Origin of the sequence: Anoxybacillus thermarum, assembly GCF_000836725.1 — a bacterium.
Taxonomy (GTDB): Bacteria; Bacillota; Bacilli; order Bacillales; family Anoxybacillaceae; genus Anoxybacillus; species Anoxybacillus thermarum.
Genome location: NZ_JXTH01000075.1, coordinates 1 through 10,234, shown reverse-complemented (window position 1 = coordinate 10,234; position 10,234 = coordinate 1). Strand labels below are relative to the sequence as shown.

10 protein-coding genes are annotated in these 10,234 nt (G+C 43.8%); 9 read left to right on the top strand and 1 reads right to left on the bottom strand.

Annotated elements, in window-relative coordinates; genetic code table 11:
• The coding region (locus tag LH47_RS17235) for a UPF0236 family transposase-like protein (protein ID WP_407637157.1) at positions 1-108 on the bottom strand (108 nt) is incomplete at its 3' end.
• 162 nt (positions 109-270) lie between these two features.
• Here LH47_RS17235 and bshB1 point away from each other — a divergent pair.
• From bshB1 to LH47_RS13085, 9 genes are all read left to right on the top strand, one after another.
• Entirely contained in the window at positions 271-828 is a 558-nt protein-coding gene (gene bshB1 / locus LH47_RS13125; protein WP_235341152.1) for a bacillithiol biosynthesis deacetylase BshB1, read from the top strand.
• Entirely contained in the window at positions 825-1,955 is a 1,131-nt protein-coding gene (gene bshA / locus LH47_RS13120; protein ID WP_043968235.1) for an N-acetyl-alpha-D-glucosaminyl L-malate synthase BshA, read from the top strand. Before bshB1 ends, bshA begins: the two co-directional genes overlap by 4 nt.
• Complete coding sequence (locus tag LH47_RS13115; protein WP_043968234.1) at positions 1,955-3,148, top strand: CCA tRNA nucleotidyltransferase; 1,194 nt, start codon at positions 1,955-1,957, stop codon at positions 3,146-3,148. The genes bshA and LH47_RS13115 overlap by 1 nt, the downstream gene beginning before the upstream one ends.
• Positions 3,109-4,098: a bifunctional biotin--[acetyl-CoA-carboxylase] synthetase/biotin operon repressor gene (locus LH47_RS13110; RefSeq protein ID WP_043968232.1), complete on the top strand. Its 990-nt coding sequence runs from the start codon at positions 3,109-3,111 to the stop codon at positions 4,096-4,098. The genes LH47_RS13115 and LH47_RS13110 overlap by 40 nt, the downstream gene beginning before the upstream one ends.
• A 223-nt stretch (positions 4,099-4,321) precedes the next feature.
• Positions 4,322-5,152: a 3-methyl-2-oxobutanoate hydroxymethyltransferase gene (gene panB, locus LH47_RS13105; protein ID WP_043968230.1), complete on the top strand. Its 831-nt coding sequence runs from the start codon at positions 4,322-4,324 to the stop codon at positions 5,150-5,152.
• Between the two features lies 1 nt (position 5,153).
• A complete protein-coding gene (gene panC, locus LH47_RS13100; RefSeq protein WP_043968228.1) occupies positions 5,154-6,002 on the top strand; it encodes a pantoate--beta-alanine ligase in 849 nt (282 codons plus the stop codon).
• Between the two features lie 12 nt (positions 6,003-6,014).
• Positions 6,015-6,398 carry an aspartate 1-decarboxylase gene (panD, locus tag LH47_RS13095; RefSeq protein ID WP_009373643.1) on the top strand — a complete coding sequence of 128 codons (384 nt, stop codon included), beginning with the start codon at positions 6,015-6,017 and terminating at the stop codon, positions 6,396-6,398.
• 53 nt (positions 6,399-6,451) lie between these two features.
• Positions 6,452-9,097 (top strand): ATP-dependent DNA helicase DinG, encoded by a 2,646-nt coding sequence (gene dinG / locus LH47_RS13090; protein ID WP_043968227.1) that lies wholly within the window; start codon positions 6,452-6,454, stop codon positions 9,095-9,097.
• A 53-nt stretch (positions 9,098-9,150) separates the two neighbouring features.
• Positions 9,151-9,891, top strand: coding sequence for a ComEC/Rec2 family competence protein (locus LH47_RS13085; RefSeq protein ID WP_043968225.1), 741 nt, complete (start codon positions 9,151-9,153; stop codon positions 9,889-9,891).
• Positions 9,892-10,234 lie beyond the last annotated feature (343 nt).

Sequence of the window (10,234 nt, the reverse complement as noted above, 5' to 3'; positions counted from 1 at the left end):
CTCCTCCAAAAGGGCCGCCAACAAGACAGCGAACACCTTTTGAAGAGTTCTGACTAATTGTTCCTCCAGCTCTTTTAATAAAGGCCATTCTGTGGTAAAATGTTTCATGGACTCTCTCCCTCCTGTTTTATTGATGTTGGTCATCACCATCATAGCAGGGAGAGAGTCCTTTTTGCATGACATTTGCTTTTTTCTACCGCGCTTCGCTTGGTGGCCCCGACGAGCGTCGCGAACAAAAGTTCGTAACCCTCGTCGGGGAATCATTCCTGAATGTCACCCACAAATATTTTACTCACACAGCGGGCAGCCGACATTCTCGGCGTTCGCACGCGCATACAGCTAAAACTTCCTGATCGCGGATTAACGATCCAAAAGGAGCATATTGATCCGATCGTGACTGTCATTCGTACGTATCGGCCGCGCATCGTGTTTGCACCATATTGGGAAGATCGCCATCCCGATCACGGACAATGTGCGAAGCTAGTGGAAGAAGCGGTGTTTTCAGCCGCTATTCGCCGTTACGGAGAACTTCCTCCTCATCGTGTGCAAGCGGTTTATTTTTATATGATCAACGGATTTCATCGTCCTCAGTTTGTTATTGATATTAGCGATACGATCGACAAAAAATTGGCGAGTTTACGGGCATATGAAAGTCAGTTTGAACGAATGAGCGGTTCAGTTGACACGCCGTTAACAAACGGCTATATTGAAACCGTTGAAAGCCGCGAGCGATTGTTTGGAAAAGAAGTCGGTGTTTCGTTTGCGGAAGGATTTATTTCGAAAAAACCACTTATACTTGCACATGACTTGTTAGGGGAAGAACGATGAAACTGAAAATAGGAATTGTTTGTTATCCGTCAGTCGGCGGCTCTGGAGTCGTTGCGACGGAATTAGGAAAAATGCTTGCCGAACGTGGTCATGATATTCATTTTATTTCTTCAAGCATTCCGTTTCGGCTAAATAAAGTGTATCCAAACATTTATTATCATGAAGTGGCAGTCAATCAGTATTCTGTATTTCAATATCCGCCATACGATTTGGCGTTGGCGAGTAAAATCGCAGAAGTGGCGAAGCGGGAACAGCTGGATGTCATTCATGCACATTACGCTGTTCCGCACGCCCTTTGCGCCTTTTTAGCAAAACAAATGGTCGGTGACCATTTAAAAATTGTGACGACGCTACACGGGACAGATATTACCGTTCTTGGATACGACCCGTCATTAAGCGACTTAATTAAATTTGGTATCGAACGATCAGATGTTGTAACGGCGGTATCGAATGCGTTAGCCATTCAAACGTATGAGCTACTTGACGTACAAAAGCCTATTCAAACGGTGTACAACTTCGTTGATGAACGTGTATACAGCAAACAGCGAAACGATGAACTTCGTCGTCAATACGGCATCGCCCCGCATGAAAAAGTCGTCATTCACGTTTCGAATTTTCGTAAAGTGAAGCGGGTATGCGATGTCGTTCGTACGTTTGCGCTCGTCGTTAAACAAGTTCCGGCGAAATTGCTTCTTGTTGGTGATGGACCGGAAATGACGGTCGTTTGTCGCCTTGTAAAAGAATTAAAACTATGCGACCACGTTCGCTTTTTAGGAAAGCAAGAAAACTTAGCGGAGTTATATTCAATGAGCGACGTAAAATTATTATTGTCAGAAAAAGAAAGTTTCGGTCTCGTCTTGCTTGAAGCGATGGCATGTCGCGTTCCTTGTGTAGGAACTGCGATTGGCGGCATTCCAGAAGTGATTGAAGATGGAAAAAACGGCTTTTTATGTGCGCTCGGTGATATAAACGAAGCGGCGCATCACACCGTGCGTTTATTGACGGATGAAGCTCTTCAGGAAACGATGGGACAAAAGGCGTATGAAACGGTGTATGAAAAATTTTATTCCGAACGAATTGTGGCACAATATGAACACATTTATTTTCAACTTAAAGGGGATGAATGATGAACGAACAATTTCGACAGGCGCTTTCTGTCATTGAAACGTTAAAACGTCACGGGCATGAAGCGTATTTTGTCGGCGGCGCAGTTCGTGACTATATATTGCAAAGACCAATTGGAGATATTGATATTGCGACATCCGCTCACCCGCAAGAAGTGATGGCCATCTTCCCGAAAACCGTCCCTGTTGGTATTGCTCACGGAACAGTAATGGTCATTGAGCACGGCATTTCATATGAAGTGACGACATTTCGAAAAGAGGGGCGTTACGAAGATTATCGGAGACCGAAAGACGTCACGTTTGTTCGTTCTCTTTATGAAGATTTGCAGCGGCGGGATTTTACGATGAACGCCATTGCGATGAATGAACACGGCGAGATGATCGATCCGTTTGGCGGAATCGAAGCGTTAAAACGACGCATCATCGAAACGGTTGGCGATGCGGCAGAGCGATTTAACGAAGATGCGTTGCGAATGATGCGCGCGCTTCGATTTGTTAGTCAGCTTGGCTTTTCTTTATCGCCAAACACAAAACAAGCGATCATGCAATACGGTCATTTACTGCAACATATTGCAGTTGAGCGCATAGCGGTTGAATTCGAAAAGTTGTTGCTCGGTCCGTTCATGTCTAAAGCGATCGAGCTTTTCATCGAAACGAATTTATTTTTGTACTTGCCTGAGCTTGCGACGAAAAAAGGAGAGCTTGCTCAACTCGGTGCTTCTTCACTTGTGCCAGCTCATCGCATTGAAGCGTGGGCGCGATTAGCATCTGTCGCTCATTTTCAAAACCAACAATTGAAAAAATGGAAATTACCGAACCACCTCATTCGCGACGTTTCGATTTGTTTAAAAGCGCTCGAACATATTCGCTTCCTTGAGGATTGGACAATCGATGCACTATATAAGTACGGACCGTACATTCCGCATATCGAGCGTACACGCGCAGCGCTTTATAGTGACGAACCGCATGTGTCTCTGTTAATGAAACAGTGGGAAGCGTTGCCGATTCGTGACCGTAAAGAGCTTGCGATCAACGGTCACGATTTGCTTGCGTTATTTGAAAGAAAATCTGGTCCGTGGTTAGCTGAAATGATTGAAGATATGGAGCGTGCCGTACTGCATCGTCAAGTGGAAAATGAGAAAGAGAAGTTAAAGGAGTGGGCGGTGTGCAATCAGAGACGAGAAAACAACTGTTGAAACTATTTACGGAAGCAGGCGAGTCATTTTTATCCGGACAAAAAATTAGCGAACAGCTCGGTTGCTCACGAACAGCAGTTTGGAAACATATTGAAGAATTAAGAAAAGAAGGGTTTGAGGTTGAAGCGGTTCGCCGGCTCGGCTATCGCCTAAAACAAATGCCTGACAAACTAAACGCGAATGAATTACAACTAGGTTTAAAAACGAAACGTTTTGGTTGGAACGTATACGATCAAGAAAGCGTGCCGTCAACGCAACAATTAGCTCACCAACTTGCGCACGAAGGTGCCGAAGAAGGAACGCTTGTCATTGCCGAGGAACAAACAGCAGGAAGAGGACGTTTAAACCGGTCATGGCATTCACCGAAAGGAACAGGCATTTGGATGAGCATCATTTTACGTCCGTCCGTTCCGCCACAACAAGCCCCTCAGCTGACGCTTTTAGTTGCTGTGGCGGTTGCCCAAGCCATTCAAGAAGTAACAAACATCGTACCAGACATTAAATGGCCGAACGATGTATTAATTAACGGGAAAAAAGTTGTGGGCATTTTAACAGAATTGCAAGCGGATCCCGATCAAGTGCGGGCGGTCATCGTCGGCATTGGCATGAACGTCAATCAAACACAATTTCCGAGCGATATTGCTTCGACTGCGACGTCGCTTGCGATTGAAACAGGACGAACGTTTCATCGACCGAAAATTGTTCAAACGTTATTGCAAAAATTAGAACAGTTATATGAACAATATGTACAACACGGATTTTTACCAATTAAACTGCTATGGGAAGGTTATTCCGTAACGATTGGTCAACAAATTGTAGCGCGTACGCTAAATGGAGCGATTCGCGGTGTTGCACTTGGCATCACAGATTCCGGGACATTAAAAGTGCAAACAGAAGACGGAGGGATCCACTACGTCTACTCAGCGGACATTGAAATAAAAAAACAGTAGGAAAATTTCGAAATATTTGTTAAAATGAAAGCGGTTGACATTGGGCAGTATCTTTGTAAGAACTGCACCACGCACGACGATATGTGTAACATGATTTCTGCCTTGATCCAGCGAAGCGGACGGGGACAGAGGGATGGAGCGAAACAAAAAGTCCTTCTTTCTCGATTTTGGCAGAAAGAAGGCTTTTTTATCCATTTCCTCTGCATATGAGAGGAGGATGTATATGAAAACAAAATTAGATTTTCTTCGCATGAAAAAAAATCACGAGCCAATCGTTATGCTCACTGCTTACGATTATCCGTCAGCCAAGCTTGCTGAAGCGGCCGGTGTTGATATGATTTTAGTTGGCGACTCGCTCGGCATGGTCGTATTAGGATACGACTCAACGATCCCTGTAACAGTCGAAGATATGATTCATCATACGAAAGCTGTTCGGCGTGGTGCACCGAATACGTTTATCGTCACAGACATGCCTTTTATGTCTTATAGCACGGTGAACGACGCTTTGCAACATGCAAAAGCGATCATGCAACAATCAGGTGCAAATGCTGTAAAAGTAGAAGGAGCAGGATCCGTATTGCAAGTGATTTCTGCTTTAACAGAAATGGGTGTTCCTGTTGTTGCCCATCTTGGCTTAACGCCACAATCGGTCGGCGTATTAGGAGGATATAAAGTGCAAGGAAAAGATGCTGAAAGTGCAAAGCGCCTTTTAGAAGAAGCGAAAGCGTGTGAGCAAGCAGGAGCGATTGCGCTCGTGTTAGAATGTGTGCCGAAACAACTTGGAGAGGCGATCACGAAACAACTAACGATTCCGACGATTGGCATTGGAGCGGGAGTTAGTACTGACGGACAAGTGCTCGTTTATCACGATGTGCTTGGATATGGTGTAGACCGTGTGCCAAAGTTTGTTAAACAATATGCGAATGTTCAACAAACGATGCAACAAGCGCTTGCCGAGTATGTGGCTGACGTCAAAACACGTCAATTCCCGAGCGATGAACAATCATTTACGATGAACGAGCAACAATGGATCGCATTGTATGGAGGGAAATAAGGTGGTTATCATCGAAAAAATTAAGCAAATGCAAGCGCATATCATTGCTGAACGACAAAAAGGAAAAACAATCGGTTTTGTACCGACGATGGGTTATTTACATGAAGGGCATGTCGCATTATTAAAACGAGCGCGCCAAGAAAATGACATCGTTGTTTTAAGCATTTTTGTCAATCCGCTCCAATTTGGACCAAATGAAGACTTTGATCGTTATCCGCGCGATTTTGAACGCGATTGTGAAATGGCTAAACAGGCGGGTGTCGACATTGTTTTTTATCCATCCGTCGATGAAATGTACCCAAACGAGCCATCTGTGACGGTGAAAGTGCATGAGCGTGTCGACGTGCTTTGTGGAAAATCGCGCCCAGGTCATTTTGATGGTGTTGCGACGGTTGTGACGAAACTATTTCATATCGTCATGCCACATCGCGCATATTTCGGAATGAAAGATGCACAACAAGTCGCTGTGATCGATGGGCTTATTCGAGATTTTCATTTTCCGATTGAGTTAATTGCTGTTCCGACGGTTCGTGAAGAGGACGGACTTGCTAAAAGCTCGCGCAACGTGTATTTAAGCGAGCGTGAGCGACAAGAAGCTCCTGCATTATATGCTGCTTTACAAAAAGGAAAAGCATTCATCGAAGCGGGAGAACGCGACGTAGAAAAGGTACGGCAAGCCATTGTACATCATATCGAACAACATACAAGTGGTGTCATTGATTACGTTGAAATTTATTCGTATCCTGAGTTAAAGCCAATTCAAACGTTACAAGGAAATATCATTATTGCGCTTGCTGTGCGGTTTACAAACGCTCGTTTGATTGATAATATCGTTATGAACGTACAATAAGGGGGAAACATCATGTTTCGCACATTAATGAACGCTAAAATTCACCGTGCTCGCGTAACGGAAGCGAACTTAAACTATGTTGGTAGCATTACGATTGATGAGGATATTTTAGATGCAGTCGGCATGGTTCCAAATGAAAAAGTGCAAATTGTAAATAACAACAACGGTGCACGATTTGAAACATATATTATCCCAGGAGAAAGAGGGAGCGGTGTATTTTGTTTAAATGGGGCAGCTGCTCGTCTCGTTCAAAAAGACGATGTCATTATCGTCATTTCATATGTGCTCGTACCAGAAGAAAAAGTAGCTTCACACCGTCCGAAAATCGCGATTATGGACGAGCATAATCGCATTAAAGAGCTTATTGTTCAAGAGCCGGCGGCGACCGTTTTATAACGGGAGCCACGCCGCCTCTTTTTATTTGTTATACACATGTGAGGTGGGAAAATATGAATGACCGCTTTGTCGTCGTCGATATTGAAACGACAGGAAATGCCTTGAAAAAAGAAGATCGCATCATTCAAATTGGTTTTGTCGTCATCGAGGGCGGCAAAGTTAGCGAACGTTTTTCAACATTCATTCAGCCTGAGCGGGACATTCCGCCATTTATTCAACAGTTAACAGGCATTGATGATACGATGGTGCATGATGCTCCTCCGTTTCATCATATTGCACCGATGCTTGTTGAAAAATGGGAAGGAGCTTATTTTGTTGCCCATAACGTTCATTTTGATTGGGCGTTTTTGCAAGAGGAATTTATTCGTAGCGGCGTACAACCACCGACATGTCGGCTTTTAGATACGGTAGAGCTCGCACGTTTTCTCATGCCGACACAATCAAGTTATAAGCTTAGCCATTTGGCTGAATCGTTATCGTTTGCGCACGATCGACCACATCAAGCCGATTGCGACGCGGAGGCGACTGCCCAACTTCTTCTTTTTTTACTTCGCAAGCTATCTCGTTTACCGCTTGTGACATTAAAGCAACTCCGTCGGCATAGCCAACCGTTAAAAAGCGAACTGACCGCTTTGCTAAACGAGTTTATTGCAAAAAAAGAACGCACGGTTCAACTCGATGAATCAGTCGTTGAGTATGAAGGAATCGCTTTAAAAGCATGGTTTTTGCCGAAACATGAAGAACGGAATAAACATGTTCCGTCTTTTTCACAATGGCTTGCGACAAACCCATTTGTTGCGCCATTTGAATATCGCGACGGGCAACAACAAATGATGATCGATGTAAACGAAGCGTTGCAAACGTGTCAACATGCGCTCATTGAAGCAGGAACAGGCGTTGGAAAAACGATCGCTTATTTGCTTCCTGCAGCGTTTTATGCAGTAACAAAACAGCGCCCTGTCGTCATTAGCACACATACGCTCCAGTTGCAAAAACAAATGATTGAAAAAGAATTGCCACGCGTCGCTAAGCTCGTTCCTTTTTCATTTACGACCGCAATGTTAAAAGGAAAAAGAAACTATATTAGTGCGCGAAAATTTGCGCGTACGTTAAAACATGTCGACACAAACTACGATATCGCTTTAACAAAATGTCAATTGCTCGTTTGGCTGACGGAAACGGAGACAGGAGATGTCGATGAATTAAACTTAACTGCAGGGGGCGCGCTATTTTGGGAAGAGGTGCATAGCGATGAAACAAATGAAGAACACGATTTTTTTGTGCGCGCTAAAGAAAAAGCTAAACACGCCCATGTGATTATTACAAATCACTCGTTCGTTATGCATGATTTAACAGCAGACGAAAAGTTTTTGCCGCCACACGAACAGCTTATTATCGACGAGGCACACCATTTAGAAGATGTCGCTGCTCATTTTTTCGGACGGCACGTGTCATATGAGTACGTTCGTCTATTATGGACGCAGATGAACGATATTGCCATGATGTATCAAATGGGCGCACTTCGCTCGCTTCTTGGGGATTTAGAATACGAACTAAATCAACTATTTCAATCTCTTCGCCATTACGTATTGCGCCGACAAAAAGGGGACGGTCGCATACGTTACCGTTTCGTTCCTTGGAAAGAGTACGGAAAAGAATGGAGCGGAACGATGGAATTGCTTATGCGTATTATGAGCGATGTACAACAACTGTCACATATGATCGGTGATGTTCCGAAAGAAGATGTCAAACCTTTTACAACGTTTATAGACATTTTATATACGTTACAACATTTACTAACGAGCGACGATGACGACATCGTCCGCTGGCTAGAGGTAGATACAAAAGCGGCAGTCAATGCGGTTACGGTTATTTCACAGCCGCTTGATTTAGCCCAGTTTTTTGCAGATCAACTATTTTCACGTAAGCGAAGCGTCATTTTAACGTCGGCTACGTTAACGACAAACAATCGTTTTTCGTTTATGATTTCACGGCTTGGTCTCGATGATTTTTATCCGTTTACACGCACCATTCCGTCGCCATTTTCATATGAAAAACAAGCAGCGCTTATGGTTCCGACCGATTTGCCAACGTTTCCTTCCGCTACGGTTGAACAGTACGCTCAGCAAGCCGCGCAACAAATTATACGCATCGCTAAACATACGAAAGGACGAATGCTCGTATTATTTACGTCGTATGAGCTATTGAAACAAACGTATGCATTTGCTAAGCAGCTCAATGACGAGCAATCATTTGTATTGCTCGCCCAAGGAGTGAGCGGAGGCAATGCAGCGAAATTAACACGCCATTTTCAACAGTTTGAGCAAGCCATTTTATTTGGTACAAGTAGCTTTTGGGAAGGAGTAGATCTTCCGGGAGATGGCGTAACATGCGTCGTTATCGTTCGTTTACCTTTTGCTCCACCAGACGATCCGGTCATGGCGGCCAAAAGCGACTATATTCGTTCAAAAGGAGGCAATCCATTTTACGATTTATCGTTGCCACAAGCGATTTTGCGCTTTAAACAAGGATTCGGTCGATTAATTCGCACAAAAGAAGATCGCGGGATCATTTTCGTTTTAGACCAACGTTTATTAACCGCATCATACAGTAAATATTTTTTGCAATCTTTACCACCTATCCGTATATATCATGCGCCGCTTGCGGAACTTTTACAACATGTAAATGAGTGGCTATAATTTTCCCTTCATCGGTGAAAAATAAAAGGGGTAGATGAAGGGAGTGGACGGTTTTGCTGTGGGCGTTATTATTTTTGCTACTCAATAGTTTAATGCATCTTTCTGTGACAGGAGAGCATATTCAAAAAATTGATATGATGCTTGAAGAAGAAGAAATGGCCATCATTTTTTTGCCCCTCAGTAACGGGGAAGCGACGTTGTTTAAACATGCAAGCGGAAAGACGATATTGTTCAATACAGGTGCCCCACATACGGAACGGGAACTAAAAAGATGGTTTGAACATTTTCATATTACTGAAATTGATGAACTCATTCTCACGAGCGATGATGAAGAGTATGTGGGGAATGTAGAATGGATTGAACAAACGTACGGTCCGAAAATTGTGAATGAATGGGAAGAACAAAAAGTGTATGAGCCGTTTCCGTATTTTCGTATGCAGCCGCTTTATATTGCCCATGGGGATGTGACGATGTCGCTTCAATACGGACAGCTTCGCCTTTTATATATGGCGCATGCTGACAATGACGTGGAACGAAAATTAATGACGATGCCACTTAGCGACGTAAACATATTGAAAATTGCTCATTTCGGCCTCAATGATTATCCACGTACCTCTTTTTTAAAACATGTCGATCCGCAAGTGGCCATCATCTTTAAAAAGCACGGAAGTTGGCCGAATGAACGATTGCTTGAACGGTTGTATGCGGCATGGATTGATTGCTATGAAACGAGCCGTTTCGGAGTCATTGCTGTGAAATGTAATTTAAACGAATATGACGTCATGACGTTTTAAAAAAAGGGCCAACGTTCGGCCCGCGGTGTGTACGATAGGAATTTTTTAGTGTGAGTAAAATATTTGTGGGTGACATTCAGGAATGATTCCCCGACGAGGGTTGCGAACTTTTGTTCGCGACGCTCGTCGGGGCCACCAAGCGAAGCGCGGTAGAAAAAAGCAAATGTCATGCAAAAAGGACTCTCTCCCTGCTATGATGGTGATGACCAACATCAATAAAACAGGAGGGAGAGAGTCCATGAAACATTTTACCACAGAATGGCCTTTATTAAAAGAGCTGGAGGAACAATTAGTCAGAACTCTTCAAAAGGTGTTCGCTGTCTTGTTGGCGGCCCTTTTGGAG

Bases quoted from the DNA above. Each gene is read 5' to 3' on its own strand.
- bshA (WP_043968235.1), top strand. From the start codon at position 825: ATGAAACTGAAAATAGGAATTGTTTGTTATCCGTCAGTCGGCGGCTCT.
- bshB1 (WP_235341152.1), top strand. From the start codon at position 271: ATGTCACCCACAAATATTTTACTCACACAGCGGGCAGCCGACATTCTC.
- LH47_RS13115 (WP_043968234.1), top strand. From the start codon at position 1,955: ATGAACGAACAATTTCGACAGGCGCTTTCTGTCATTGAAACGTTAAAA.
- panD (WP_009373643.1), top strand. From the start codon at position 6,015: ATGTTTCGCACATTAATGAACGCTAAAATTCACCGTGCTCGCGTAACG.
- panB (WP_043968230.1), top strand. From the start codon at position 4,322: ATGAAAACAAAATTAGATTTTCTTCGCATGAAAAAAAATCACGAGCCA.
- dinG (WP_043968227.1), top strand. From the start codon at position 6,452: ATGAATGACCGCTTTGTCGTCGTCGATATTGAAACGACAGGAAATGCC.